35 protein-coding genes are annotated in these 23,432 nt (G+C 40.0%); 3 read left to right on the forward strand and 32 right to left on the reverse strand.

Annotation, left to right across the window (positions count from 1 at the left end; genetic code table 11):
• Positions 1-3: 3 nt before the first annotated feature.
• The 12 genes from DPC56_RS02120 to DPC56_RS02175 form a co-directional block, all read right to left on the reverse strand.
• Positions 4-585: a hypothetical protein gene (locus tag DPC56_RS02120; protein ID WP_245923827.1), complete on the reverse strand. Its 582-nt coding sequence runs from the start codon at positions 583-585 to the stop codon at positions 4-6.
• Positions 586-646: 61 nt separating this feature from the next.
• Positions 647-1,471 (reverse strand): prephenate dehydratase, encoded by an 825-nt coding sequence (pheA, locus tag DPC56_RS02125; protein WP_112093532.1) that lies wholly within the window; start codon positions 1,469-1,471, stop codon positions 647-649.
• 11 nt (positions 1,472-1,482) lie between these two features.
• Positions 1,483-2,691 carry an RNA ligase gene (locus DPC56_RS02130; protein ID WP_112093425.1) on the reverse strand — a complete coding sequence of 403 codons (1,209 nt, stop codon included), beginning with the start codon at positions 2,689-2,691 and terminating at the stop codon, positions 1,483-1,485.
• A 51-nt stretch (positions 2,692-2,742) separates the two neighbouring features.
• Entirely contained in the window at positions 2,743-3,564 is an 822-nt protein-coding gene (locus DPC56_RS02135) for a CBS domain-containing protein (protein ID WP_112093426.1), read from the reverse strand.
• Positions 3,565-3,580: 16 nt separating this feature from the next.
• Complete coding sequence (locus DPC56_RS02140) at positions 3,581-4,420, reverse strand: CBS domain-containing protein (protein ID WP_112093427.1); 840 nt, start codon at positions 4,418-4,420, stop codon at positions 3,581-3,583.
• Between the two features lie 25 nt (positions 4,421-4,445).
• Positions 4,446-5,387, reverse strand: a complete 942-nt coding sequence (locus tag DPC56_RS02145; RefSeq protein ID WP_112093428.1) for a CBS domain-containing protein — start codon at positions 5,385-5,387, stop codon at positions 4,446-4,448.
• Positions 5,388-5,487: 100 nt separating this feature from the next.
• Positions 5,488-6,294, reverse strand: coding sequence for a CBS domain-containing protein (locus tag DPC56_RS02150; protein ID WP_348638831.1), 807 nt, complete (start codon positions 6,292-6,294; stop codon positions 5,488-5,490).
• Positions 6,295-6,301: 7 nt separating this feature from the next.
• The gene (locus tag DPC56_RS02155; RefSeq protein ID WP_112093430.1) at positions 6,302-6,865 is read right to left on the reverse strand and encodes a CBS domain-containing protein; all 564 of its coding nucleotides are present in this window, start codon (positions 6,863-6,865) and stop codon (positions 6,302-6,304) included.
• A gap of 12 nt (positions 6,866-6,877) precedes the next feature.
• The gene (locus DPC56_RS02160; RefSeq protein ID WP_112093431.1) at positions 6,878-7,570 is read right to left on the reverse strand and encodes a 7-carboxy-7-deazaguanine synthase QueE; all 693 of its coding nucleotides are present in this window, start codon (positions 7,568-7,570) and stop codon (positions 6,878-6,880) included.
• Entirely contained in the window at positions 7,567-8,058 is a 492-nt protein-coding gene (locus DPC56_RS02165; RefSeq protein ID WP_112093432.1) for a 6-carboxytetrahydropterin synthase, read from the reverse strand. The genes DPC56_RS02160 and DPC56_RS02165 overlap by 4 nt, the downstream gene beginning before the upstream one ends.
• A 6-nt stretch (positions 8,059-8,064) precedes the next feature.
• Positions 8,065-8,628: a DUF366 family protein gene (locus DPC56_RS02170; protein ID WP_112093433.1), complete on the reverse strand. Its 564-nt coding sequence runs from the start codon at positions 8,626-8,628 to the stop codon at positions 8,065-8,067.
• Positions 8,628-8,996, reverse strand: coding sequence for a PPC domain-containing DNA-binding protein (locus DPC56_RS02175; protein WP_112093434.1), 369 nt, complete (start codon positions 8,994-8,996; stop codon positions 8,628-8,630). Before DPC56_RS02175 ends, DPC56_RS02170 begins: the two co-directional genes overlap by 1 nt.
• Before the next feature lie 59 nt (positions 8,997-9,055).
• On the opposite strand from DPC56_RS02175, the gene DPC56_RS02180 reads away from it, so the two are divergent.
• From DPC56_RS02180 to DPC56_RS02190, 3 genes are all read left to right on the forward strand, one after another.
• Entirely contained in the window at positions 9,056-10,072 is a 1,017-nt protein-coding gene (locus DPC56_RS02180; protein ID WP_112093435.1) for a DNA polymerase subunit beta, read from the forward strand.
• A 69-nt stretch (positions 10,073-10,141) separates the two neighbouring features.
• Complete coding sequence (locus tag DPC56_RS02185; RefSeq protein ID WP_181454361.1) at positions 10,142-10,879, forward strand: CRISPR-associated protein Cas4; 738 nt, start codon at positions 10,142-10,144, stop codon at positions 10,877-10,879.
• A gap of 46 nt (positions 10,880-10,925) precedes the next feature.
• A complete protein-coding gene (locus DPC56_RS02190) occupies positions 10,926-11,195 on the forward strand; it encodes a hypothetical protein (RefSeq protein ID WP_112093437.1) in 270 nt (89 codons plus the stop codon).
• On the opposite strand, the gene DPC56_RS02195 is transcribed toward DPC56_RS02190, so the two are convergent.
• The 20 genes from DPC56_RS02195 to DPC56_RS02285 all read right to left on the reverse strand — a co-directional run bounded on the left by DPC56_RS02195 (position 11,192) and on the right by DPC56_RS02285 (position 23,400).
• Positions 11,192-11,848 carry a DUF5612 domain-containing protein gene (locus DPC56_RS02195; protein WP_112093438.1) on the reverse strand — a complete coding sequence of 219 codons (657 nt, stop codon included), beginning with the start codon at positions 11,846-11,848 and terminating at the stop codon, positions 11,192-11,194. The two genes, DPC56_RS02190 and DPC56_RS02195, sit on opposite strands and share 4 nt — an antisense overlap.
• Positions 11,849-11,855: 7 nt before the next feature.
• Positions 11,856-12,098, reverse strand: coding sequence for an energy-converting hydrogenase B subunit P (locus DPC56_RS02200; RefSeq protein ID WP_112093439.1), 243 nt, complete (start codon positions 12,096-12,098; stop codon positions 11,856-11,858).
• Between the two features lie 23 nt (positions 12,099-12,121).
• Entirely contained in the window at positions 12,122-13,105 is a 984-nt protein-coding gene (locus DPC56_RS02205; RefSeq protein WP_245923830.1) for a respiratory chain complex I subunit 1 family protein, read from the reverse strand.
• 5 nt (positions 13,106-13,110) lie between these two features.
• Positions 13,111-14,196 (reverse strand): hydrogenase large subunit, encoded by a 1,086-nt coding sequence (locus DPC56_RS02210; protein ID WP_112093534.1) that lies wholly within the window; start codon positions 14,194-14,196, stop codon positions 13,111-13,113.
• A 52-nt stretch (positions 14,197-14,248) separates the two neighbouring features.
• Positions 14,249-14,695, reverse strand: a complete 447-nt coding sequence (locus tag DPC56_RS02215; RefSeq protein ID WP_112093440.1) for an NADH-quinone oxidoreductase subunit B family protein — start codon at positions 14,693-14,695, stop codon at positions 14,249-14,251.
• Between the two features lie 11 nt (positions 14,696-14,706).
• A complete protein-coding gene (locus tag DPC56_RS02220) occupies positions 14,707-15,201 on the reverse strand; it encodes a 4Fe-4S binding protein (protein ID WP_112093441.1) in 495 nt (164 codons plus the stop codon).
• Between the two features lie 15 nt (positions 15,202-15,216).
• Positions 15,217-16,566, reverse strand: coding sequence for a 4Fe-4S binding protein (locus tag DPC56_RS02225; protein WP_112093442.1), 1,350 nt, complete (start codon positions 16,564-16,566; stop codon positions 15,217-15,219).
• A gap of 15 nt (positions 16,567-16,581) precedes the next feature.
• On the reverse strand, positions 16,582-16,818 hold the full coding sequence (locus tag DPC56_RS02230; protein ID WP_112093443.1) for an energy-converting hydrogenase B subunit J: 237 nt from the start codon (positions 16,816-16,818) through the stop codon (positions 16,582-16,584).
• A gap of 11 nt (positions 16,819-16,829) precedes the next feature.
• A complete protein-coding gene (locus DPC56_RS02235) occupies positions 16,830-17,279 on the reverse strand; it encodes an MnhB domain-containing protein (protein ID WP_112093444.1) in 450 nt (149 codons plus the stop codon).
• A 2-nt stretch (positions 17,280-17,281) separates the two neighbouring features.
• Positions 17,282-17,560 carry an EhbH gene (locus tag DPC56_RS02240; RefSeq protein WP_112093445.1) on the reverse strand — a complete coding sequence of 93 codons (279 nt, stop codon included), beginning with the start codon at positions 17,558-17,560 and terminating at the stop codon, positions 17,282-17,284.
• Positions 17,553-17,891 carry an energy-converting hydrogenase B subunit G, EhbG gene (locus DPC56_RS02245; RefSeq protein WP_112093446.1) on the reverse strand — a complete coding sequence of 113 codons (339 nt, stop codon included), beginning with the start codon at positions 17,889-17,891 and terminating at the stop codon, positions 17,553-17,555. The genes DPC56_RS02240 and DPC56_RS02245 overlap by 8 nt, the downstream gene beginning before the upstream one ends.
• Positions 17,892-17,906: 15 nt before the next feature.
• Positions 17,907-19,403: an energy conserving hydrogenase EhbF gene (ehbF, locus tag DPC56_RS02250; protein WP_112093447.1), complete on the reverse strand. Its 1,497-nt coding sequence runs from the start codon at positions 19,401-19,403 to the stop codon at positions 17,907-17,909.
• A 17-nt stretch (positions 19,404-19,420) separates the two neighbouring features.
• A complete protein-coding gene (locus DPC56_RS02255) occupies positions 19,421-19,777 on the reverse strand; it encodes a cation:proton antiporter subunit C (protein ID WP_112093448.1) in 357 nt (118 codons plus the stop codon).
• Positions 19,774-20,007 carry a DUF4040 domain-containing protein gene (locus tag DPC56_RS02260; RefSeq protein WP_112093449.1) on the reverse strand — a complete coding sequence of 78 codons (234 nt, stop codon included), beginning with the start codon at positions 20,005-20,007 and terminating at the stop codon, positions 19,774-19,776. The genes DPC56_RS02255 and DPC56_RS02260 overlap by 4 nt, the downstream gene beginning before the upstream one ends.
• Complete coding sequence (locus DPC56_RS02265) at positions 20,000-20,272, reverse strand: monovalent cation/H(+) antiporter subunit G (RefSeq protein ID WP_112093450.1); 273 nt, start codon at positions 20,270-20,272, stop codon at positions 20,000-20,002. The genes DPC56_RS02260 and DPC56_RS02265 overlap by 8 nt, the downstream gene beginning before the upstream one ends.
• A 6-nt stretch (positions 20,273-20,278) precedes the next feature.
• Positions 20,279-20,536 carry a monovalent cation/H+ antiporter complex subunit F gene (locus DPC56_RS02270; RefSeq protein ID WP_112093451.1) on the reverse strand — a complete coding sequence of 86 codons (258 nt, stop codon included), beginning with the start codon at positions 20,534-20,536 and terminating at the stop codon, positions 20,279-20,281.
• 12 nt (positions 20,537-20,548) lie between these two features.
• A complete protein-coding gene (locus DPC56_RS02275) occupies positions 20,549-20,860 on the reverse strand; it encodes a Na+/H+ antiporter subunit E (protein WP_112093452.1) in 312 nt (103 codons plus the stop codon).
• Between the two features lie 400 nt (positions 20,861-21,260).
• Positions 21,261-22,421 (reverse strand): GMC family oxidoreductase N-terminal domain-containing protein, encoded by a 1,161-nt coding sequence (locus tag DPC56_RS02280; protein ID WP_245923833.1) that lies wholly within the window; start codon positions 22,419-22,421, stop codon positions 21,261-21,263.
• Complete coding sequence (locus DPC56_RS08390) at positions 22,418-22,618, reverse strand: NAD(P)-binding protein (RefSeq protein WP_245923834.1); 201 nt, start codon at positions 22,616-22,618, stop codon at positions 22,418-22,420. The genes DPC56_RS02280 and DPC56_RS08390 overlap by 4 nt, the downstream gene beginning before the upstream one ends.
• 143 nt (positions 22,619-22,761) lie before the next feature.
• Positions 22,762-23,400 (reverse strand): metal-dependent hydrolase, encoded by a 639-nt coding sequence (locus DPC56_RS02285; protein ID WP_245923836.1) that lies wholly within the window; start codon positions 23,398-23,400, stop codon positions 22,762-22,764.
• Between the last annotated feature and the right edge of the window lie 32 nt (positions 23,401-23,432).

Genomic DNA, 23,432 nt, shown 5'->3' on the forward strand with positions numbered 1-23,432 from the left:
ATTTTATCCTGAAGTATTTGTTGGTGTTGATGGTGTAGTTGGTGTGGTTGGTGTGGTTGGTGTTGTCGGTTCATAATATCTTGTGGTGTTCTCATAAGTCTGGGGCACATAATTAGGAGTTGTAGTAGTGGTATTGTTGATTGTGAATGTCGGGAAGGCGCTCTCATTAACAAGAACCGTACCTGTCTGATCCTGGCTTAAATTTAATAAGTAGAGGCCAAAACCACTACCTATAAAGAATGCTAATGCCAATAATATGATCCCCACCACTTTGAAAACGGCTTGTGGCTTTTCTGTCTTTTTCACAGTGGCTGGTTTTTTAACATATTTCTTCACGAGCTCCTCTTTTTCACGGGCTTCCTCTTCCTCCTTGGCCTTTTCAATCCAATGGTCCAAAGGTTTTTCAGAAGTGGAACGGCCCTGCATCCTCTTTATCCTCTCAGCAACTTCTATAGCCTCCAGTTCCCTCTGATATTCTTTTTTTAGCATTCTATATTTGCTCTCGGATATTCTGCCTTCTTGCCAATCTTTTTCCAAGTCCCTTAGACGACGGAGGAGCTCTTTTCCCCTTTTGATCATCTCCATCTCCCTTATAATTTTATTCATCTGTTGGAAAGCAATTCTCTTTTCATATTTAAATAATTACCTATCTTTTCTTGTACCATTCATCCATTGGATATGAACCTAGGATCTTCATGAATGGTGTCCTATCTTTAATCTCCTTTAATATTATACTTATATTCTTTTCTTTTCTATGTCCCTCAAAATCTAGGAAGAATATGTACCTTCCAAGACCCATCTTTGAAGGTCTAGATTCTATCTTGGTCAAATTTACATTTGCATATGCAAATAATCCTAAGATCTCATATAAGCCTCCTGGCCTATCCTCTGCAAGTGTGAATAATATTGAAGTCTTATCAGAGCCTGTGAACTCATGGTCGTGTAAGGCTATAACGATGAATCGTGTCATATTGGGAGTATAATCTTGAATAGCCTCAGCCACAATCTCTAGGTCATATAATCTGGCTGCTCTTAGGGTGCCTATAGCGCAAGCTCCACTTTTACCTTTTATAATCTTCGCCGCAGCAGCAGTACTAGATGTTGAATGTGCCCTAAGACCCATCTTCTCTATGAATTTGTGGCATTGGGCGAGTGATTGGGGATGTGAATAAACATCTGTGAGTTCCTCTAATCTGACGCCTTTATTAGCGAGAAGATAATGATCAACTTTTAATACTATCTCCCTTTCTATGCAAAGGTCGTACTCATGGGCCAGAAGATCTAATGTGGCGCCTACAGGACCCTCAATCGAATTTTCGATAGGTACAACACCCTTATCGACCTTCCCATTTTTCACAGCATCTAAGATATCTATAATGGAATCGAATGGTATTAACTTCTTTGATAATCTATGGGCCGCTTCTTCTGTAAAAGTTCCTTCTGGTCCAAGATATGCTATAACATCCAAAATGGGCACCCCCACTAGTATAGGCCACCTTCTAGGAAATTTTTTGTCCTATCAGTAGTTGCTTGGTGGAAACGTCTTATAACGGCTTTACCATCTTTATATTCCAGAATGGTTGCTGATACGCCTAATGCGTGCAAGTGTTTTATGAATTCCATGGCCTCTTTTCTACTTGACACGTTAATGGTGGTGTCTTCGTGTGCTACTCCACCTTCAGCTATCTCTTTTATCGTCTTTACCATAGGGTAGATTATGGCCTCACCGAGTCTGTGGGCTCTTTCACGCAGTTCATCTTCGGATTCTTTCATCTCATATGCTTGAAATCCTTCTCTTATCACTCTACTGAAGAAGAACGCTCTCCCAAAATCGAATGGATAATTGAAGGCGTATTTTATTTCGTTTGCGTGTGCTTGAGATGCTGTATATTTTATGGGTGGCAATTCCATCTGCGGATCCTTTATTACAACCCCTTCTCTCCCTTCTTCTCCCAATCTTTTCACGATCTTTTTTATTTTTTCAGCGGCTTTCTCCACTGGGAAAGTTCCAAGTAGACGGACCATTGGAAGATCATAATCTTTAAGTAATTTTCTCTTCTCTTTAATAGGTAATGGCCTATTCGTGGTTTTTTCTCTCACATCGAATATTCTGAATCCTAGTTTTCCTATCTCAGGATAATAGTGTGAAACGTATGGGTTGGCCGTGCCTAACATTTCCCCGCAGATTACAAAGTTTGGGTTGTCCTTGAAAAACCTCTCTAAGTCCATGAATTCTTGGACTTTGCGTGTTGTGAAAGGACAAAGGTATCCACCCCTTGTAAGGGCTATTATCTTTGAGTCGACTGATGCTATTCTTACATTGTAGCCGTTCATTTTTTCCTCGACTGCTACCTTGTCCTTGAAGTGTTTTTCTATGGTTGGGGATAAAATTAGGGTTCTTCGAATTTTTGGGAAGCCCCTTATAATTTCTAGTTTATCATCTGTGATATAAACTACTGTACCAGATTCTATGTGCATGAGATCCTTTTTGAATAGTAGAACCGGTCTTATTGACTTGTAGAATTTAACTCCACGTCTTCTAATGGCCCTTTCTAGTCTTTCATGGCTTATTCCTAGGGCTTTTGCTATCTTCTTTTCTAGGAAGTTTTCGACGTATAATCTCCCTGTGAAAGCGCATTTTTCGCAAGTGAAAAAGAAATTTTTGAGGGAGTTGTTCCTTCTCCAGTCCACCTCAAGGCTTGATCCGCATTTAGGACATTTTATGGTGGGTAAAATTATTAGTTAACCCCCCTCCATTTCAACTATAAGATCTAATATGTCGCTTTTGGTTATTATGCCCACTACTGTGCCATTATCATCTAATACTGGGAAGCCTCCGTATCCTGTTTCTATCATCTTTGATGCTGTTTTTGATATGGTATCTGTTGTTTTCACTGTTTTAACGTTTTGTGTCATGAGATCCTCCACGAGTAGGTTTCTTATCCTCGCACTTTTGTATTTGTCAGGGACTATTTTTCTAAAGGCTATCATTGAACGTGCTATATCCTTTGATGTGATGATTCCTACTAGTTCTCCGTCTTCCATGACTGGTAGTCTTCCTATGTTCGCGTCTATCATTAATCTCCTGGCGTGTATCATCCTCTCTGTTGGTTCTATGGTTATGAGCTCTGAACTCATCACATCTTCCACTAGCGGTTTTTCATAGGGTTTGCCTTTGCATATTTCGAGTATGTCTGTTTTGGTGAGTATGCCAACTAATTTATCATCTTCTATGACGGGTAGGCTCCCTATATGATTTTCTAGCATTATATCAGCTGCTGTGCTCACGTCCATGTTAACATCTGCTGTTATGAGATTTGAGCTCATGACAGTTGATACATGGAAATGTGATGGGGCTAGGTTCCCATATCTTGAAGATCCAAGTTTTTCGGCTATATCCTTCTCAGTTATTATCCCAACAACCTCTTTTATATGCTCATTGTTGGTGTTTATGACCACGAGGCGTGAAATATTATTCTTTTTCATTATCCTTAGAGCATCGCAAATGTTTTGATCCTTATCAATACAAGTGACGTTCTGATTCATGAGATATTTTATTTTCATATGATCCCCCCAGAGTTTATTGTATGCCCTTTATGATGTCTGTCTTTGTTATTATACCCTTAAGTTGGTTTTTTTCGTCCACTATGGGTATTCCGCTAATTTTCTCCTTTAACATTATGTTAGCGGCTTTGGCAGCATCAGCATTCTCTTCTAATTTTATAAGATCCTCTGTCATGATATCTCCAGCTGTTAACATGGAAACTAATCTGACCTTCTTTTTCTTTTTTGAGGCTCTCCCTATGAAATAGATCTTCTCAAGGGGCACCCCAGTCTCAGGATCTTCAAGTTGGGCAAATGATATGTTCTCTGATGTTATGATACCCACTGGTTCCCCGTCTTTAATTACAATAATCCTCCCTATCCTATTTTCTTCCATTAAGCTTGTTACATGGGCTATCGTGTGATTTTCTGTGACCGTGATAACATTCTTTGTCATGAGATCAGAAACTTTCCATCTGCCTTTACATTTTTCATTATAAACTCTGAGAAGGTCTGTTTTTGTTATTATACCGACAAGTTTCCCATCCTCCACTACAGGTAGGGAGCTTATATTATTCCTCAGCATGATATCTACAGCCTCTCTTATGTCTGCAGTGGCCGGTACACTTATAAGGTCTTTACTCATCACCCTCTTTATGGATATTTTATCTATCGGCCTTCTTCGCCATGTTGGCCCGGCCACTCTCAATTTGCGGGTTATGTCCTTTTCTGTTACTATCCCGACTGGTTTTCTTTCGCTGTCTACCACGACTATGTGACTTATTCCATGTTTCAGCATTAGGTTTCTGGCATAGGAAACCTGTTGAGTGTCTGGCATTACCTTTACTGTTGTGGTCATCACATCTTCGACTTTCATATTCTCTCACCTGGTAAAAAATAGTTTAGCGGGCTATGGCCTTTAATAGGTCGCTTTCGGTTATTATACCTAGAAGTTCATCGTAGTCAACTACTGGCACTCCCCCGATACCGTTTTTGGCCATTATCTCGTATAATTGTCCTAGTGTGCTTGTTGAGTTTATCGTGACTACTTTTTTCTCCATTATTTCACTTACTGGGGTGTTAAGGGCTTCTTCTGCGCTATTTGTTTTTATGGTGTCGAATACTTTGTTGGATCCTAAAAATTCTAGTATGTCGGTGGATGTTACAATCCCTACAAGTTTTTCTTTTTCTGGGTGGGGTGTTTTTCTTTCTTCTCCAACTATTGGTAATCTTCTGAATTTGTTTCTTACCATTATCTTGGAAGCTCCCTCTATTGGGGTGCCTGGGGTTGTTGTTATGAGATTTTCTGTCATGTGATCTGCTACTATTTCATCATTTAGGATTCCTGCCATTAGAAATACGAAGTCTCTTTCTGAGACTATCCCTACTAGTTTTTTTTCATGGTTGACAACTGGTAATGCTCCAATATTATATTTGAGCATCTTTTCAACCGCGTCTGTTATTGAATCCTTTAGGGTTATGTATTTAACGTTACGGGTCATTATTTTCCTTACGGGTTCGTTTATGGCTGCGAGAAAGTTATCATCATATTTTTCTTCGAGTATTTTGGATTTGTCTCCTCCTCCTAAAAAGTCTAGGATGTCCATTGATGTTATTATCCCCAAGAGTTTCCCTGTGCCCGGGTCCGTTATTGGAAGCCTTCTGAACTTGTTTTTAACCATTATTTCAGCGGCCTCTTTAATATTTATAGTGGGTGGTATTGAGACCACTTCTTTTTGGGCGACGCTCATAACATCGCCTTCATGTTCAAAATTTCTGCTTTCAAACTCCACTGGACCCCGGTCCAAGGATTTTACTATGTTTATGGTGTCTTTTTTCCTCATCAACACACCTCACAGTTTTATTAATAATCGTGAAAATTTTATTAAAAAATTGTTTGGGTGGGTAGAAACCCTAAAATCCCAAGGTAGCATCGCCACACCTTTAAGAATAAATATAAGCCTTCAATATATCCTCTCTTGAAACTATGCCGACGAGTTTTCCCTCTTTAGCCCTTTGAGGGTCGCTTTTAACATATATTGGGTCTTCAACTACTGGGAGTCTCCCCACATCCCTATTTACCATTATCGTGGCCGCTTCATCAATGGGCATGTCCCTTGTAGCCACTATGGGTGGGGTTTGCATTATCTTCTCCACGGGCACGGCTCTAACGTCCCCTGATTCTTTCACTATACGAGCATGACCATATTTTATAAGATCTTTTCTCGTTATTATGCCAATTAGTTTACCCTCTTTCATTACAGGTAATCCTGAATAGCCTGATTCATCCATCTTGTTCCAAACCTTGGAGAGTGGGTCCTTTATATCACATACTACGACCTTTTCTGTTAAAACTTCACCCACTTTTTCCTTTTTTGGTGGGATCCTCCTTTCAATAAAACCTGCCAATATATCATAGACGCTTAATATCCCTATTAGTTTCATATTATCAGTGGATTCCACTACAGGGGCTTGTATCTCCTTGGCCCTTATTAGGAGGTCGGCAGCTTTGTATACATCCATTTCTGGGAGGAGTATGACATCTGGCTTCTCCATCATCCCCCTTGCTTCAATGTTGGATTTTGTGGATGAAATATGGAGTACATCACCTCTTGTGATTAATCCTTCAAGGTGTTCTCCGTTTACAACAGGAACGCATCTAAAATCCTCATCGCGGAGTATGGATCTCACACGGGTAATTGTCATGTCAACTGGGACAGTCACTGGATTGGGGGTCATTAAATCTTTCACTTTCAAATTATTCACCCTCTAATTCCTCTTTACACTCCTCACATACATACTTACCGTCATATTCTTCTAAATATTCGGCGAAAGTTCCGCAAATTTCACAGATACCTGGTAGGGGTCTTTCTTCTTCAGTGTATGTTGTTGTATTCTCTTCAAAACGTGCGCTTTCAACTAATATCTCGGTGAGTTCAGGTGATACTGCCATCACATCTGTGGATGTTAATATGCCTACTAATGAGCCGTCCTTCACGACTAGTAGTCTTCTTATATTGTTTCTGGCCATTAATCTGGCGGCTTCATTCAATTCTTTTTCAGGTTCTATGGTGATAAGGTCTTTGGTCATGACTTCCCCTATGGTAACCTTGCTTGCCTTCAAATCCTTGGAGACAACCTTTTGGATTATGTCGCTTTCTGTTATTAACCCTTCTGGTTCTGCATTACTCTTCACGATTAGGCTCCCTACCTTTTCCTTTGTCATTATATATGCTGCCTCGGCGACACTGATACTCGGATCTACAGTTACCACGTTTGTTGTCATGGCATCATGGACAGTCATCTTTGTTTCTACATCCATCACCTAAACCTCCTATCTTAGATCTAAAATTTTGTGAACCTGGGGTATTAACCGTACTTTAAAGTGCTTTCCAATTTCCTCCGAAATCCTTAACAGTCGATGAGCGCTCCCAATCCAATAATCTAACGGGCTGATTGGCTGGATCACTATGGGAGTCTTAGAGGGTTCTGAAATCTCTTCTCGAAGTTTTTGGGCTAATTGTCCCATGTAGAGTGGGGAGATAGTTGGTAAGATCACTACCTTGAGATATGTATTTACACCTCTTTTTATTAATATGTTTATGGACTTGATTTCTTTTTCTATAATTTCCTCAGTATCAACATGTTCTGGTAATTTTATATCAACAGATGCATAATCTATGAGATGGGCTATTTTTTTGATCTCACTTGGTAAAGATCCGTTAGTTTCTAACAGCGACTTATAATTGGTTTCATGCAAGAGATTTTTTATAAAATCGGCGTAAAGTAGGGGTTCGCCCCCTGTTAAACTGATTGAATGGAGATCAGGAGTTTCAAGTCCTTTTATTTTAAATTTAAGATCATTTATGGTGATTAATTCTCCCCTTTGAGGGTCTCTGCTCTCGGGAGTGTCACAGTATCTGCAGTTGAGGTTACATCCTGCGAATCGTATGAATATTTGCCTGCACCCAACTAGGAGCCCCTCTCCTTGGATGCTGGAAAAGACCTCCATTATAGGGGCTCTCATATCCTATCAACTCCAGGGTAGGTGAAGATAGCACCTTGTCCTATTCCCTCATTCACACAAACTTTGACATTCTTTATCATCTTATTATATTCTTTCAGCTCCTTATAGAGTTTCTTGGCGAAGTATTTTGCAAGTCCTTCTGCAGAAGTGGATTCTATGGGTAATAGGCAGCAATCTTCCTTTGGGATTTTATATTTTTTATCTGCAACTTGAAATTCTACCTCCTCGTCACTTACTTGCACGTCCATTAGCGGACTTTTCAATGGCACTAGTAGACGGTGATCCAATCTTTTACAGATTCTCCGCATTATACCCTTAACATCTTTGAAGTCGACTATGAAACCATGTTTTCCTGTTGGTTCGCCTTCCACTTCTACATTAACTATATAGGAATGTCCATGGATGACGCCACATGTTTCATGCTCAGGTATCATATGTGCTGCTGAAAATCTCAAATTAGCATGTATCCCCTCTATTATTATCTTCAACGCATATCACCCTGTTCTCGTCTTTGTAATGTCCTCTTCTATTAATCTGATCTCTTGGATGTACTTCTTGGCCACATTACTCACGATTTTTATTATATCATCTTCCCCCAAGCTCTTATAATCTAGTATCCCCACTGTTTCAACATCCTCTGGGGTCCCCTTGCTTGTTATGTTCATTCCAAGGTGTATTTTCATGCTTGAGACCGCTGCCGTGGCCACTGACACGGTAAGTTTACCAGTGCCTATGTAGAGGTCGTCACCTTCCCTCTTTGTGGGTATGTCATGTTCCCATAATTCTTCTTGGAGTATCATCACAAGTATCCTCTGACGATGATAACATAACCTTAGATTCGCTGGTTGTTCATCAAAATGTTCTACTATGAAATGGGCCATCTTCTCGGCCTTTATCTCGAGGTTTTTGTCCTCGTAGTCTATGATATCTTTTATGTTCATGGGCCCGATCCAAGTTATTATACTTGGGCCTTTGATATTGAGTTCATTAAGGGCCCAGTTGGGTCTTATTTGGGTGCCATCATATAATATTCTATCCTTGAGGTGTTCATGTATCATCAGAATCCTCCTATGTCTAATTCCATGAAACCAGTTTTTTCATCCTTTGATCTTTTTAGAGTCCCATTGTATGGTAAAATTGCGATTTCTACGGTTGTGTGGACCTTGCATCCCCCTTTTAGGTGTCCTCCTATTATTTTCCCGTCTTTGTTGGCTATTGCTATGTGTACATGTATGCCATCTGCTGTGATTGTACCTTGCATGGATATTATCTCAAGGGGGCCTTCGATTTCCACTATTTTTTCATCTGCTAACCTTAAAGTGGCTCTTTTAAGACTCCCAATACCTGATATTATTATGCCACTCTCTTCTATTTTTAAAAGCTCTTCTTTCAGGTCCTTGGATGGTTTTATTCTTTTGACTATCATGGCATTAAGACTCAATTTTTGGGTAAATTATTTATTAGTTTTCGCATTTATTTTATCCTATGATGTCAAGGCCAAGGGATTTTGTATATACTGTGGATGATCTTTTCTTCGCAACTACTTCTTATTTGCACCCTGAGGATCGTATAATTGCATTTTTAAGATACATACCTGATCCAGAGGGTGAAAGGTCAAGGGATGGTAGAAGATATTCTAAGGTGGATTCAAAAGGGGCCTACCATTTCCTTGAAGAGAATTATCCAACCTATTTATATGAAGCTGAAAATCTTAGGAAGATCATTTTAGCGGTTCCTGATGAGCTTATAGAAGAGATTCTAACACCAACAAGGCGATTAAGGGAAATTATGGAAGAAGGTCCTTCTGATGAGCTTCTCGAGAAGGTTCTGATAATAGCTGACGCTTTCCATGAGGAAGCATCAATATCATATAATGATATGGGGGTTTCTGGTTCTATTCTACCATCACTACATGATCCTAAAAATTCGGATATTGATTTCGTTATTTATGGCCTTGAGAATCATAGGAAGGCGCTTGAAACATTCGCCCAACTTAAAGATCAAGGACCATTTAAGAGTCTGAGTGGAGATTATTGGTTAAAGGTTTATAAAAAGCGTATCAAGGATGATAGTTTGAGTTTCGAGGAGTTTTGTTGGTATGAGGAGCGTAAAAATAATAGGGGCCTTGTTAACGGCACATTATTCGATATACTTGCGACTCGCAGCTGGGATGAAATAGAGGGCTCATGGGCTGACACAGTATATGAGCCCATTGGTAAGATAAAAATAGAGGCTAGGGTCTATGATGCCATGGCAGCATTCGACAACCCGGCTATTTATAAAGTGGAGGATGTTCGCATCATAGAGGGTCCAAATGTGGATATAGATGAGGTTGTTTCTTTTACCCATACATATGCTGGCCAGGCAAAAGAGGGTGAAAGAATAATAGCTAAGGGGGAACTGGAAAAATATACCGGTGCAAGGGAAGGCTACAGGGTGGTTGTGGGAACCACAAGAGAAGCCCTCAATGAATATATAAAGGTAAAATATCCCCTCTTCTAGTTTTAAAGGTTTACTATCGATAAGTTTAAATAGTACCCTAATTTTTGTAATATTATGGTGGTGCTTTTTATGAATATGAGGGTTTCTTTGATATCAGAGTATCTTTTCTGTCCCTTCAAATTATACATAGAGGAAGTCGATGAAAGGAGTATACAAAAGATCAAACTGATTAGGGGGGCCTATAACGATTTTAAGGATCTGATAGGGGATGTATTACCACTAATCCATAAAGGAATGGGAGTTAATGAGATAAGAGATATTCTAAAAAGGGGAGTTGAAAGATTAGCACCTCCAAGTGAAATTGAAAAGATCCTTGAAATGGAGGCTGAAGTGGAGTCAATAAAAATTAAAAGATTTATGGATGTAACCGGAAAAGATGGATATGAGATCAGAAGATTCATAGCAAATCCAAGTCTAAGCAATTATAGGATCTATGATGATAGTCTAGAACTTTATGGGAATGTTCACAGGATTGAGATCATCAAGGGAAAATATCATCCAATTAAGATTAAAACAGGACTACCACCATATAAGGGTGTTTGGGATTCAGACGCTCTGGAAGTAGCCGCGTATGCACTATTAATAGAAAAAGAGTTTAAAAGCGAAGTCCTCCTAGGATTCGTAGATTACATCCTCGTAGGTGAAAGAAGACCGGTTACCATAGACCAAGCCCTTAGAGAAGACCTCCTTACCATAATAGGGGAAATAAAAGGGATTCTAATGGGAGAACATGCACCATCAGCAAATCTAAACCCTCGAAAATGTGAAAAATGCAACTGCAATGATATCTGCCCAGAAAAACTATAAGATTTTTATAAAACGAAAATAATAATATTATTACGGTGATTAAAAAATGAAAGAAGAACTTCTAAAAAAATGTGAGAATATAGACGACCCAGATATCCTCAATACATGTAAAGTCCTACTAGAATTGATGGAAAAGAAGAAGGTAAAAATAGAGGAAAAAGAGGAAAGTTACCTCGAAATGGCTGAAAAGATAAAACCATCAGACGTCCCCAGAGTACTAGAACTTGCCCTGCGAATAAGGGAAAGCAAAGACATAAAAGATCCCGAAGTAAAAAACACTGCAAGTAAACTTATAAGAGCCATAGAAATGAGCTAAAACTTCCTACCCCGCACCTTCTTTATATCAAATATGGCAGTATCAGCCACGGCCATAACAGCCATAACACCTGCTTGTATAGGATCAGTAACTACAAGATCCGCCTTTTCAGTAACACTACCAGGCATGTTAAGACTTATCACAATAATATTCTGTTCCCTTTTTATTTTTTCTACTGCCTTGCTTATTTCACCACCCATAAGAGAACCTGCAAGCACCAGCGCGCCAACCCTTGGGAGCCGTCCAACAGCCCTAACAGCTTCTGCAAGTTCTTTCTCCCCAACAAGCGGTATTGTGTCGACGCTTATCCTCTCACCCCTAATGTTATGTCTGTCAGCCTCACTTATAGCCCCCATGGCAACTTGTGAAACCTGCGCCCCACCCCCAATGATTATTATTCGTTTTCCATAAATATCCTCAAGTGGCCTGTGAACATCAACATCCAAAACGCTTTCAAAAGATCTTAAATCAGTGATAAGCTCTTCTATATCCTTAACATCTTCTAATTCCATGTATATTGAGCCAATCCCATCCTCTTCCACGTAAAGATAAGCATAGCTTATATTTATACCTTTCCGGGCTATCATTTCAGCTATCTCACTGAGAACACCCGGCCTTTCAACAGTCTTTATACTAATAGCCGTTATAGCCATAATATCCTTACTCTAACTTGGATTTCTCCCTCTTCCATAGGCTGAGATAATTATCCTCATATCTCACAGGGGTTATTCTAAGTCCAAGTTTTCTGTGCTCTTCAATCCACTCCTCATCAAAGACTGGGACCTCTATCTTTATGTGCTCATCAGTTGGATTCACAACTATAAGATTCCTGTATGGGAAATCCCATTCCACTATATATCCTCCAAGGCTTATAATATGATGAGGTCTTATAACCATCTTCATCTATAATCAGCCCCCCTACATTTTTATATGAATGCTGCCAAGAGTGCTACAACCCCAAGTATCGTCACCCCAAATGTAACAGGATAAAATTGTTTAAATGTGAAGATCGGGGCGAAAGCACTGAAAGAAGCCATTAACATGGGGAACAACACCGCCACCAGGATATTAACAAGTATGCCCCAACTGAATATGCTTGGCGGCACACCCAAAAACAATACCGAGAATAGCATGGCAAGTGTGAACATGAGAAAACCCCTCATTATATAAACTAATGCACGCCACTTAGCAGCATACTCCATATACGGGCCCTCGATGACATCTGCCTTCGCCTTTAAGATGACAAATGGATACTCATTAAGAAGTATCATGTATCCTAAAAAGAATACTATGGCCCCTATCACACCAGCTACTGAGAAGAGTATTGGACCATGGAGTTTCTGATAAGCCACTATATCCCCTAGGAATATGCTCTTGGAGATGACTACTGGGATGAACATTGCGATATATAATGGGAATGACCCGAATGCTATTAATCTGAATGCTCTCATGGCACTTATATCCTCTAGGAAGCTCCTCTGCACATTAGGATGCTTAGCACCCTTGGCAAGATCTGGGAATGGCATCCTAAGAGACATGACAGACTTTGAAAGGGACCCCATGAAAACATATATAACCTCCTCTATCTTCAAGAAACCCACAATTGCAACTATACTCGCAAGAGCCCCCAGATGATAAGTTTCAGGGACTGAGAATAAGAAAATAAGAAACACTGATAATAATCCGATAAGTGGTAATGAATTATATAATCTTGGCAATGGCGAATATGGTCTTATGGTTTGTTTAAAGAAGAATTTCAATGGGGCCATTATACCCGGACTAGAAATTGGCGGGCCTATTCTCTGCTGGATTCGCGCATGTATCATTTTCCTTTCAAGGCCGGGAAGCCATAGGCTGATTATGAATCCGATGATGATGGTCCCAATGGCACTTATTATAGAATATTCCATTATGATCACCTTTTTAGATTGACTATCTCTATTGCACGATCTGTACAAGTGAAGCAAGGATCGCATTGCACTATCCCAAGTTGGGCGTCTGTTATATGATGGCCTATAAGCGCATATTGCATGGCACCTATATTAGCCATTGAAGGTGTTCTGATAACAACATTCCTAACCCTACCATCTTCGAGGGCATAAGAATGGTATAATGTGCCCCTTGGAGCTTCAACATAACTTTTTGTTATATTAGTGTCCTGCATTTCCCAGCTTCTGTCCACGATAGCCCCCTCTGGGAGGTTATCCAGGGCCTGTCTTATTATCTTAACAGATTCGAAGATTTCGAAGACTCTGACGAGGAGATTGGATTTCACGTCCCCATCATTTTCTGTGATAATATCAAATTCAAAGGGGTCATAGCATTCCATTTCCCTGCGCATGTCAAATTCCACCCCTGTCGCCCTTAAAGTCGGCCCTGTTACCGCTAGTCTAAGGGCGTCCTTTCTGCTAAGCGGACACACCCCAGTTATGCGTGACATTATCATGGGGTCTGAGGTGAAACGATCTGCAAACCCTTTCACTTTTTCTTCTATGTAATCTAGGCCTTCTCTTATTTTCTGGATTTTCATCTCATCTAATTCTGCCCTTGGCCTTATCCCACCTATGATGGGAACACCATATTGGACTCTGTTGCCCCCTATCATCCTTAGAAGTTCCATCACAGTCTCTCTTATATAAAATAATCTCATTGAAAATGTTTCATGTCCTAGGACCTCGTTACCATGGGCCAAGTATAGGAGGTGGCTATGTATCCTTTCAAGTTCCCCTACTATTATCCTTATATAACTGGCCCTTTCAGGTATTTCGATCTCTAATCCTTTCTCAGCGACTAGGACTGAATTCCACAAGTGAACACCAGAACATATACCACATATTTTCTCTGTGAGACTGTTAGCTTTCTCTACGGGGAGACCTTCCATTATACGCTCCACTCCTCTATGATTGACGCCTACTGTTATCTCGGCATCCTTCACTATCTCATCTTCCACAAAGAGTCTGACGCGGTATGGTTCTATAGCTGCTGAATGGACTGTCCCCATTGTGATCTCAGCTTCTATAATATTTCTATCCAAATTTTGTCACCCCTCACGATTATTTGGCTTCTAGAAGTTTTGGTAGTGCAGATATGGCGCCGGCTAATACGTCTTCTGGTCTCACTGCGCATCCTGGGACTTTGGCATCTACTGGTATTACTTCCTCAACTGGTCCAGCGATCTCTTCTGATGGTATGTCCCCATGGATGTTCTTATAAACGCCCCCCATGAGAGCGCATGCACCCGCTGCTATGACAATTTTTGGCTCGGGTATTGCCTTATAAATCTCTTCTAATGGCTTTTTGTTTTGTTTGGTTACTGGTCCTGTTACTATGAGTACATCTGCTTCCCTGGGATTCCATGTTAGGAATATTTTATATTGTTCAGCGTCATATTTTGGGGAGAACACTGCATTCACGATTTCTATGTCGCAGCCATTGCAGCCACCTGTATATACTAGCATTGCATGGATGGCTCTGGCCCTTGCATATGATTTGATTCCCATTAAACTCCCCCCTACTCCCTTGAAGTTTTTTCACGTTCTATGATGCTTTTATCTGAGAGGAATTGTGTTATGAATTTCAGTTTTTCTTCGGGTATTTTAACGGGTTTTTCGATGGCTTCTTTAACATCAAATTCTACGATGCCCACATCATTTGGGTGTATTGTCCCAGGTTCCCCGAATAGAGCATATAATGGGCAGAAATCATGACAATAATAACAGTAGACGCACTTTTCAGAATCTAGTGTTGGTATTTGCCTTTTTATGAGGCCTTCTGCTATTTCGATTGGTTCTTCAAGGTCCTTCATTTGGATGGCTCCTGTGGGGCAAGCATTTGAGCATCCTCCACAGCCAATACATGGGGTTTCAGCTACTTTAGGTGTTGGTTCAACTTTTCCTGTGAGTATTTTCTTTCTAAGTTCCATGTCTGTGACCCTATCAGCGGCGAAGAATATCCTTTTGATGTTGGTGTAGGCGCCTTCCAATAGTATCCTTAACAAGTTTTTCATAGTGTGGTCCTCCTTTTATTTGGAGAGGCTGAATTCTCTCTCGAATAGTATGGCTTTGGCTGGGCATATGTTGTTGCATGCTCCGCAGTAGATGCACTTGTCTTCATCCACTACCATTATATTCTCTGGTGTTTTTGTTATAGCATCTTCTGGGCATGTTTCCATACAGAGACCGCATTTTATACATAATCTGTCGTCTATTAGGGTGAATCCATCCTTTATTGACTTTTTGCGCATTGTGGTTTTTGGTATGGCGTCTGTGGGGCAATGTATCCCACATTTTTCGCATAATATGCATCTATCGAAGTCTACTTCGATGGAACCCTTCTTAAGGGTTATAGTATCCTTTGGACAGACCTCTGCACAGGTACCGCAGGATATACAATCTTCAGATACCGTACCGTCCCATTTAACTTCTTGGAAGCTTCGTGCTTCATAAATGTCACAAGATTCTACACATTTTCCACAAGATACGCAATATCCTTTTAGTCTTCCATCAGATCCGAGTCTGAGGGTGCCTACTGGGCAGGCATCTAAGCATGGTTTTTCTTCGCATTCTTCACATAATGATGGATCATAGCGCATTTTACCATCTATCATTCTAAGGGCGCCGGTTTCACATGCACTTGCACATAATCCACAATTTAGACAAGAAACTATTACCCCTTCTAGTTCTTTTTCGGGTTTCCTTATTTTGACAGTGAAATCATCAGTATAGATTGCATTGTTTGGGCATTCTTCCATGCATTTGAGGCATAATGTACACTTTTCAGGGTCTATGGTTGTGTCCTTTATAGCCCCAACTGGGCAAACATCCTCACATATTCTACATTCACTACAGAAGCCTTCTTCTTCCAAATCTACAATTATGGCTCCTGTGGGACAATAATATTGGCATCTTCTACATTTGATGCATTCTTCGGGGTCTGTTATCACGTTTGTCCTTTTAACCTCCTTTTTTAGGGGTTTTCGCTTTTTGGGTATTTTAACAGCAAAATCTAGGGCCTCGAGGAACTTTAGTTGACGTTCTTCTATGAGGTCGAATGCGTCTATGCGCGCGTTAACAGGACAAGCCTCTTCACATAATCCGCACCTGGCACATATACCCTTCACTGTATCGTCTTCTATTTTTATACTGTTAACTGGGCATATGTATTCGCATATACCACATAGGTTACATTTTGCCCTGTCAACAACGAATCCACCATACTTATTTTGTTGTATTGCCTTATTCGGGCATTCATCAGCGCATGCACCACAAGTGATGCAGCTGAATGCTTTCCCATCAATTAATCTTATAGCATCTGTTGGACACGCCTTTACACATTCGCCTATCCCTTCACATTTTGCTGTTGTGATGAACATGATCCTACTCTCCGTCTAGCCTCTTATGATCCTCCCTGCTATTATACCAATGAATGCTGCTATGAAACCGCTTGCTAATGGCAGATCATGATAGTATGGGAATGGGCCTAGCTGCCATGCCATTAAAATTGCAGCTATTAAGATCACAATATAAGATGATAGGGGAAATCTCAGTTCTTCATCTTCTTTTATTCTTGTTCCGAGGATGAAACCTATTAGGAATCCGAAAAGGCTCGGACCAGCGTACAACATTTGTTTCCACCTTATTCTCCTTTAAATTCTAGGAAGGTTATAACAACAGCGCTTAAACCCACCAGCACCTTCAATCCTATTAATATGTTCAAGTATGGTATTATACCCGCATGTACCGCGTCAGGATAATTGAAAACACTACTTACACCCGGTAAGAGATTATACAAGTCCACTCCTATATTGTAGAGGAAGTAACCTGAAAATAGGATTCCGACCAATCCTAGGATTATGTAGCCTATGGCCCCTATACTCTCTAATGCTGCCATGAATCTGTGCGTGAATTTGAATGGTGTCTTCTCAGATCCATAGACTATCGCACAGAATATGAATCCTGCTGCTATGATCGCACCACCCTGGAAACCTCCTCCAGGGGTTATATGACCCCCTAATATTGTTGAAATTCCAAGACATATTATGAGTATTGATGCTGGGAATGCGAATATTTTAAGTATGGTGCTCATACCTATTTCCCTCCAAGTTCTACTTTCCCTCTTCCAAAGATGAGTAATGTTACAATAACCGCTGTAACTAATATTAGAGCTTCACCTAAGGTATCATATCCTCTCCAATCGAACACAACAATTGTAACCATGTTGGGGGCTATCCTTGTACCTACATAATTGTATATCCAACTTATACCCGGATTAAGGACTTTATAAAGGCCTATTATGGTGTCAAAAAGCGTGACCCCGAAGATAACTAATGAGAATGTTACTATAAGGCTTCTAATCCCTTCAGACATTTATATTCCCCCAGTAGAGTAATGTTATTAAAACTCCGAAGGTTAAAATGACATAGAATATCATTTTATGGAATGAATCAGTTTGCTCTCTCCGTAGGATAACCGTAATAGGGGTCATTGAAATTAACATGAACCCCATTAATAAAAGGACAAGGACCATTATGTAAATATTCACTTTCCTTATCATCAATATCACTAGGAATATCGTGGATACAATGGTGAGTTCAGCTGTTAAGACAGCAGAGGTGGATATATTCGTTACTCGCGCCTCCTTCTTAGTCTTCTCTTCTATCTCCCTTATCTTCTCGATTATACTATCATATAATGTCATGATCTCCTCCTCTCATCATAGCATGAGTGCATGGATTATGCTCCCAAATTGTGAAGTTGCAAGTTGTGGGAGAATACCAAGGATTGTGCAGATCACCAACAATATTATCATGGAAAATATCGTGGAAGAGGGTATCCTCTCAGTTTTAACTTCAAGTCCCATTGGCTCCGGTTTCAAATAGATTGAATAGTATGCCTTCATAAAGGTCATGAATGTAATTATACTCAACAATATCATTATAATGGCAAGTTCAGGGAACCCAGCGCTTATAGCAGATTCTATGAGCATCAATTTGCTCTGGAAGACATTAAATGGTGGTATGCCAGCCATTATAAAACCTGCCAAAATCATGAGCCCGGCCACGCCAGGTTTATACTTTAAAAGACCTCCCAGTTTATCTATTTCACTTGTACCCGTCTGGTAGAGTATTGTCCCAAAGCCTAAGAAAAGGCAAGCAGTTACTATGGCCTCGTTCACTGCCTGGAAAAGACCTGCTGTTATGCTCATAGCAGTCCCTAATCCCAGTCCTATCCCAATATAGCCTAATTCTCCAACTGCAAGGAAACCTATCAAACGTTTGAAGTCTGTCTGCATGATGGCCATGCTAATACCAAGGGCCATGGCTGCAATAGAAAATATGATAATAGCCCATCTCACAACTGGGATATAGTAGAATAATCTGAGTATGATCACGCCCAAGGCTACAAGGGTGAATACTGAGAATGCTTGGATGAGGGAGGCTGCATGTGGAAGGGCCTTACTGTACAATCCTGACTTTATTGTGTGGAATGGTGGCAAGCCTGACCCATAAAGCCATCCAAAGAATATTAGTCCCGCAGCTGTTAAAAATATTGGATTACTCTGGTCTATTAGCCCGTTCTTCATGGCGAATATCATGTCTGATATGTTAACATTCCCTATAGCACCTAATAGTAGGGCCACGCCCAAGAGCAGCATTGGCGCTGCAACACCTCCAAGGAAAAGGTACCTTAGGGCCATTTTATAACTTCCCTTGATATTGGAAGAGAGTATTATGCCTGCTTGTGAAATTGCAGCTATCTCAAAGAAAACATACAAGTTGAATATGTCATCTGCCAATATAATAGCTGTTACAGCTGCGGTGGCCATGAACATTAGGAAGGAGTAGACCCCTGATGGTCTTTTAACCTCGTTTAGTGATGTGAAGATCGCGAGGAAAGCTACGATTCCAAGTATGAAGATGAATATTCTCTGGGCGCTGTTGAAGATGTAGGTTATCGCGGGGTGGAATTTGGCTAAATACGATCCTGTAATATATGCTGGCAGATACTTTGCAAGGGTGGGGTTTTCCACGATTGGTGGGTATCCTCCAAAATAATAGGCTCCATAACTTGCGATTAAAGGGATTATTGGGAGTACTATCGCAACGGTCAATGCTAATATTTTGATTGTTCTATCCTTTTTATGGAGTAGGTTCAAGAGTAGACCGCATAGGATTGGTAGTATCACCATCAGGGCAATAAGGGATTTCATATGCTAATCCTCTCCTTTTAGTCTTCAAGTATTTTTGATGAAAGGCTACCATGTCTATGGTATAATACGATTATTATAGCTAGCATGACTGCTAGGGTGCTTGCACCGATAACTATACTTGTAAGTACGAGAGCAAATGGCAAGGGATATGATGCGTTCTGGGCAAACCATGAACTTGGCATTCCTGGCATGTGAATATATACTATGCCACCGGGCTTGTAGCCTAGGGTCACCAGGAAAAGGTTAACACCGTCACTTATAAATGAGAGTGCTATCACCTTCTTTATGAGGTTGTCAATGAAGAAGACGCCTATAATCCCGATTAGGATTAGGCTTGCTGCTGTGAAGAATGATGCTAATTGTACTGGTATCATTCCTCCATCCTCCTTGTCTTATAGACTGCGAGTGCGAAGAATACCGGTATTATTGCGGATCCTACGATTGCTTGTGTCAATGCGACATCCGGGGCGAGTAGAAACTGGTAAAGGAATGCCATGGACGCTCCTGGGACACCTGTCAATATAGCTGCCTTTAGAAGGTCCCTTTGGATCAATGCTAATATAGCTCCTAGTACTATTATGATCATTATCAAGTATTCAATCATGGTCCTCCTCTCCATAATAGTATGCGTTTGCGATTGCATGGGCTGCGAATGGTGCTAATATGAAGTATGTGATTGCGAGAAGTGGCTCATATAATGTTAAAAGGGCGATGATACATGCGATATCGGCCACGCCGAGGATGTGTATTCTTGCGTATAGTACCCTTGGGATGTTATCCTTGAATCTTAGGATGCCTGCGGCGCTTATCAATAATAGGATTGATGAGATTAATAGTATGGCTGATCTGATTATTATTATGGGATTCAATCTTATTCACCCCTTTAGGACCTTTGCAAATGCTATTGTGCCTACGGGTCCGAGTAGTACGAGTGCATAGGCAATGTCTCGGCAGAATCCTATACCATGGATTTTATTTATGAGTATGAGTATTGTTGCCACTGCGATAGTTAATGCTGAAACTCCTACAAGGCCCATTGCTATTGTTTTTCTTGTTGCTATTCTGACAGCTGCTATTATGAATATTGCGAGGGATGCGAGTAGAATATATTCTGAGATTAGGAGTAGGTTCATTTTCCCCCCCTCTTATTCGAGCATTTTTTTGATGTAAGATTCAAATGGTATTATTTCCTTTTTTTCTTTTGGTATTATTGTGGCGACTTTTAGTAGTCTTTTTTCTGAATCGAGATCTATTGATAGTGTTCCAGGTGTTAGTGTTATGCTGTTTGCGAGTATGGTCTGTGATATTGGACGCTCTAGTATTGTTTCAATTTCAACCACTACCGGTTTTATATTCCCTGTTAAGACCATTTTAGCCACGTTTAGGGCTGATTTAAGGATATTGTATATTAATATGATGAAGTAGGCGATTCCATAACCGATTCTTGCTATGGACATTGTCTTTACTCCTAACTAATCCGATAATTAACATGATTATTTATGATAATATAAATTTTTCTATCTTTTACCTAACAAAAGAATTTTTAAAAGTAACTCTTTTTGTAACATCCTATAAATTCCAATATATATAATCTAGAAAGTTCTATATGCTGGATCTTCCACACACCTAATATAACCCCCATTAATCCAAATTGGAAAGTTTATAATCTTTTTCAATATCCTTGAATGAACGTTTACAAAATCCCAGATAATGTGAAAATATTCGCCACTGGCCCGTGAAAATTTAACAAAAAAACCAATCAAACCCTCTAGACCCTATAATTTCAAAAATGTATCCACAAACACAGAATATTGTACAATTTCAACCGTATTTTACTGATCAAAGAACCATGAAAAATTATATAAATTTGAACGAATTTACCCGGACAAATTTCTTCTGATCATCCAATAGAATGTTTATTTTCCTTTCCAACGTTCTATTATTTTTTCTTGATACTTTAAGTGCAAGGGCTGCGGCGAGCAATATTGTGGGTAAACCTTGTGAACGAGGTGCTAATGAAAGATCGGCCACCCATAACCTTCTAGGCAACCATGAAGGCTTCATTGAATCCACATCTTCAGCCTTAAGAGGAACAGTACCTCCAAGGTGCCCACCATTATACATCCCCTTAATATATGGGCCTGAAACCCCTGCTGATTCCATGATTTTTGCGGCTTCATTAATTGCCTTATCTAGGCGCAGATTATCCTCCCTTTTTATAATTTTTTCCACTTTTCCATCTGCAAAGACTGTTCCTTTCTCTATATCGGCAAGTTTTACCATCATGCCAACTCTATCGGTTATATGAACGCCTCTCCATGGTTTATGGAACCAGTGGGAGAGAATATCAAAATATGGGGAAAGGATATAATCCTCATGTTTTGTATACCATGCCATTGGAGGTTCCTTGAGCTGATTAGCCCCTTTAAGAACACCCCCTAATGTAAGGACGATGTCAACCCATAAATTGTCTTTGGCAGGTAAACCTGATGCCTTCAGTATCTGGGCCGTGCCTATTCCTCCAGCAGCTAAAACCACAATATCTGCTTTTAAAGTTTTTGATTTGAACCTTGATTTCAATTTAACTCCTTTAACAGTTCCATTTTCTACTATAAGTTTTTTAACTGGTGATGATGTATGTATTATGGCGCCTCCACGAATCGCATCATCTAAAAAATTTCTAGAGTCCCATTTCGCGCCATTAGCGCATCCAAGCTCGCATAATCCACAACATATGCACTTTTCAGGGTCTATAGCCTTGTTTACAAGTTTTGGTTTCAATCCGAGTTCTTCTGCAACTTCAAACATTTTCTTTGTTATTGGCCTCCATTTTTCCCTTGAAAATTCTCTTATACCAATACTTTCTTCAATTTCTTCAAATTCTGGTGTGAGGTCAAGTCCAATTTCTTTTAGTCCGTGTTCAGCACGCGCTATATTGCCACAGGAAAGTACCGTGGAGCCGCCCATTGTCATGCCCCTTAAGAGTACAAGTTCATTTGATGAACGTGTGGCATTCATTGGAGGAAATATGTGGCTAATATTCTTTCATCACCTAAAAGGCCTGTTTTTCTTAATGGTGTTGCCAATGATAAAAGTCTTCTGAATGGCTTGAATGTCCCTCCCGCCTCTAATATTGTTACTTTGAAGCCTTGGGCTGATAATTCACGTGCAGCTGTCGCTCCTCCTGCCCCGGTTCCCACAACTATTGCTTTCATCTTTTTACCTTTATATGAGCTATACATTCAAGTGAGCCGCTAGTAATCCTCTGTTTAAATTGCATGTTCATATTTTCATTGAGCCCATGAACTACGTTTTTATTATTTATCTTTTTTCACCACCTCAAATAATAGGATGAGAATCAGAAAAAGGTGTGCATAATGCTATATCCTGCGCATATGATCCATATTATTATTAGAAAGCCGCCAAGGCCTTTTTTAAATGTTCTGGTTGAGAATGGTCTTAAAAATTTAACCCCACTATGCGTATATAAATCAAGGATAACATGACTTACAAATCCTAGTAAAAACGGCCCCATGATATTATAAAGGTTCAAACCAGGAAACGGTGTGAACAAAACACCTAAAATGCCTAGAAGCGTGAATGGGATTAATATTTTCCTGTTAATGAACATTAACCCTGAAAAGGCCAATATCAAGGCGAGGGATTCCCTTTCATCAGCCCCAAAATCCCTGAAAAGAAAATAAGAACTTATAACAAGAAGTGTCAGTAAAATTGACAAAATAAAAATGCCAAGTATTGAATGGCTAAAACCCCTATGCCTCGAAAAATAAAATATCATCGCCAAAATCATCAAAAGAACCCCAATGAGATATGGCAGGCCAAGCAAATAAAAAATTATCAAAATTAAAACTCCAATAAGGAATATGAGTGAAACTCTCCTACCTTTAATTGGATGATCCAAGTCTGGAATTGAAGACCCTAAAACGCTAAGTGCAAGGGCAAATATGTTCTGGAAAAAGAATGGTAAAGCAAACACTAAAGAAAATATCACATGCTTTTTATAAGAGG

The sequence above is a fragment of the Methanothermobacter tenebrarum genome (assembly GCF_003264935.1).
In the GTDB taxonomy this organism is placed as follows: domain Archaea; phylum Methanobacteriota; class Methanobacteria; order Methanobacteriales; family DSM-23052; genus Methanothermobacter_A; species Methanothermobacter_A tenebrarum_A.

What these genes read in the sequence shown, in the direction of transcription:
- DPC56_RS02120 (WP_245923827.1), bottom strand. Translation starts at nt 585, where the DNA reads ATGGAGATGATCAAAAGGGGAAAAGAGCTCCTCCGTCGTCTAAGGGAC.
- DPC56_RS02135 (WP_112093426.1), bottom strand. Translation starts at nt 3,564, where the DNA reads ATGAAAATAAAATATCTCATGAATCAGAACGTCACTTGTATTGATAAG.
- DPC56_RS02140 (WP_112093427.1), bottom strand. Translation starts at nt 4,420, where the DNA reads ATGAAAGTCGAAGATGTGATGACCACAACAGTAAAGGTAATGCCAGAC.
- DPC56_RS02145 (WP_112093428.1), bottom strand. Translation starts at nt 5,387, where the DNA reads ATGAGGAAAAAAGACACCATAAACATAGTAAAATCCTTGGACCGGGGT.
- DPC56_RS02155 (WP_112093430.1), bottom strand. Translation starts at nt 6,865, where the DNA reads ATGGATGTAGAAACAAAGATGACTGTCCATGATGCCATGACAACAAAC.
- DPC56_RS02160 (WP_112093431.1), bottom strand. Translation starts at nt 7,570, where the DNA reads ATGAGAGCCCCTATAATGGAGGTCTTTTCCAGCATCCAAGGAGAGGGG.
- DPC56_RS02170 (WP_112093433.1), bottom strand. Translation starts at nt 8,628, where the DNA reads ATGATACATGAACACCTCAAGGATAGAATATTATATGATGGCACCCAA.
- DPC56_RS02175 (WP_112093434.1), bottom strand. Translation starts at nt 8,996, where the DNA reads ATGATAGTCAAAAGAATAAAACCATCCAAGGACCTGAAAGAAGAGCTT.
- DPC56_RS02180 (WP_112093435.1), top strand. Translation starts at nt 9,056, where the DNA reads ATGATGTCAAGGCCAAGGGATTTTGTATATACTGTGGATGATCTTTTC.
- DPC56_RS02185 (WP_181454361.1), top strand. Translation starts at nt 10,142, where the DNA reads ATGAATATGAGGGTTTCTTTGATATCAGAGTATCTTTTCTGTCCCTTC.
- DPC56_RS02190 (WP_112093437.1), top strand. Translation starts at nt 10,926, where the DNA reads ATGAAAGAAGAACTTCTAAAAAAATGTGAGAATATAGACGACCCAGAT.
- DPC56_RS02195 (WP_112093438.1), bottom strand. Translation starts at nt 11,848, where the DNA reads ATGGCTATAACGGCTATTAGTATAAAGACTGTTGAAAGGCCGGGTGTT.
- DPC56_RS02200 (WP_112093439.1), bottom strand. Translation starts at nt 12,098, where the DNA reads ATGAAGATGGTTATAAGACCTCATCATATTATAAGCCTTGGAGGATAT.
- DPC56_RS02205 (WP_245923830.1), bottom strand. Translation starts at nt 13,105, where the DNA reads ATGGAATATTCTATAATAAGTGCCATTGGGACCATCATCATCGGATTC.
- DPC56_RS02210 (WP_112093534.1), bottom strand. Translation starts at nt 14,196, where the DNA reads ATGGGGACAGTCCATTCAGCAGCTATAGAACCATACCGCGTCAGACTC.
- DPC56_RS02215 (WP_112093440.1), bottom strand. Translation starts at nt 14,695, where the DNA reads ATGGGAATCAAATCATATGCAAGGGCCAGAGCCATCCATGCAATGCTA.
- DPC56_RS02220 (WP_112093441.1), bottom strand. Translation starts at nt 15,201, where the DNA reads ATGAAAAACTTGTTAAGGATACTATTGGAAGGCGCCTACACCAACATC.
- DPC56_RS02225 (WP_112093442.1), bottom strand. Translation starts at nt 16,566, where the DNA reads ATGTTCATCACAACAGCAAAATGTGAAGGGATAGGCGAATGTGTAAAG.
- DPC56_RS02230 (WP_112093443.1), bottom strand. Translation starts at nt 16,818, where the DNA reads ATGTTGTACGCTGGTCCGAGCCTTTTCGGATTCCTAATAGGTTTCATC.
- DPC56_RS02235 (WP_112093444.1), bottom strand. Translation starts at nt 17,279, where the DNA reads ATGAGCACCATACTTAAAATATTCGCATTCCCAGCATCAATACTCATA.
- DPC56_RS02240 (WP_112093445.1), bottom strand. Translation starts at nt 17,560, where the DNA reads ATGTCTGAAGGGATTAGAAGCCTTATAGTAACATTCTCATTAGTTATC.
- DPC56_RS02245 (WP_112093446.1), bottom strand. Translation starts at nt 17,891, where the DNA reads ATGACATTATATGATAGTATAATCGAGAAGATAAGGGAGATAGAAGAG.
- ehbF (WP_112093447.1), bottom strand. Translation starts at nt 19,403, where the DNA reads ATGAAATCCCTTATTGCCCTGATGGTGATACTACCAATCCTATGCGGT.
- DPC56_RS02255 (WP_112093448.1), bottom strand. Translation starts at nt 19,777, where the DNA reads ATGATACCAGTACAATTAGCATCATTCTTCACAGCAGCAAGCCTAATC.
- DPC56_RS02260 (WP_112093449.1), bottom strand. Translation starts at nt 20,007, where the DNA reads ATGATTGAATACTTGATAATGATCATAATAGTACTAGGAGCTATATTA.
- DPC56_RS02270 (WP_112093451.1), bottom strand. Translation starts at nt 20,536, where the DNA reads ATGAACCTACTCCTAATCTCAGAATATATTCTACTCGCATCCCTCGCA.
- DPC56_RS02275 (WP_112093452.1), bottom strand. Translation starts at nt 20,860, where the DNA reads ATGTCCATAGCAAGAATCGGTTATGGAATCGCCTACTTCATCATATTA.
- DPC56_RS02280 (WP_245923833.1), bottom strand. Translation starts at nt 22,421, where the DNA reads ATGAATGCCACACGTTCATCAAATGAACTTGTACTCTTAAGGGGCATG.
- DPC56_RS08390 (WP_245923834.1), bottom strand. Translation starts at nt 22,618, where the DNA reads ATGAAAGCAATAGTTGTGGGAACCGGGGCAGGAGGAGCGACAGCTGCA.